Annotated in this window: 2 pseudogenes; both read right to left on the bottom strand. The window is 46.3% G+C overall.

Annotation, left to right across the window (positions count from 1 at the left end):
* Positions 1-323 (bottom strand): annotated as a pseudogene (locus tag BG32_RS02805) (hypothetical protein); the annotation flags it as partial.
* A 6-nt stretch (positions 324-329) separates the two neighbouring features.
* Positions 330-958, bottom strand: a pseudogene (locus tag BG32_RS02800) (class I SAM-dependent rRNA methyltransferase).
* Between the last annotated feature and the right edge of the window lie 48 nt (positions 959-1,006).

Genomic DNA, 1,006 nt, shown 5'->3' with positions numbered 1-1,006 from the left:
CGATATTTGTAGCCGTTTCCCGCTCGTGCTACGATATAGTGGTTCACGGTGGCATCTAGAAAGTAATGGCAAATTACTCCAAGCGTGTAAAAGCGCGAGATACCCCCAGCTCGCTCGCAAAGTGCGATTGCAAATTCGTCGCACCTGATAGTATGAGAAAACCTCCAGAGCGAAAACTCCGGATCGTCTTTGGAGCAATATAGTCCGGGATCCGTAAAGAGGCATCCAAGATTGAACTCCTCTCTTTTGTCGGCTTCAAGATCGAGTCCTATCTCTTCCAGAACATCTTTTCCGTACATGATGTGAGTCCAGAAGCCGGGCAAGAAAATTCACTCCTTCTCCACCAAACCCCACAGACACTTCAAATAAAGACTCTCAGGAACCTCTACAAGCCAAGGATGATCAGGCGATTGCAGCGTGATCGTCAGATGAGAAAACGTAATACCAGTGCGTTCCGTCGATCTTCTTACAGACTCTACCAAATGATCGATGCCAATATTATAGGCGCATGTGCACAGCCCCAACACCCCCCCATCCTTCACCAGTGGCAGAGTGCCCTCTACAAGTCTTTTGAAAAGTGAAATTCCATGCGGAAGCTCTTTTCTGTGCTTAACAAAGGATGGCGGGTCCACTACTACTATATCAAAATAATCCTTCTTTTCAAATCCAGCAAGGAAGTCAAGAACATCGCTCTGAACGAACTGCAGCTTATTATCCAGCTTGTTCACTACCGAGTTCATTCTTCCCTGCTCTAGGTCGTCTCCCGATTTGTCCACACAGATTGCATCGCTCCAGAACACGCCATATTTAGACCAAAACCTCCTGTGAAGGAAAACAGGTCGAGGCCTTTCTTTAGAGACAGTTCTTCCGTTATTTTCCTGCAGAACGTTCTCGAGTCTCTCTGATCATAGAAAAAACCAGTCTTCTGGCTATTCTTGACATCTACAAGATACTTCAGGCCGTTTTCCTCGATTTCGATTGAATCCGGTACCTCACCAAAGATCAG

The organism is Mesotoga sp. HF07.pep.5.2.highcov, from assembly GCF_003666285.1.
Lineage (GTDB): Bacteria > Thermotogota > Thermotogae > Petrotogales > Kosmotogaceae > Mesotoga > Mesotoga prima.
Note: the sequence above shows the minus strand (reverse complement) of the source record. Positions and strands in the feature narration are given on the sequence as shown.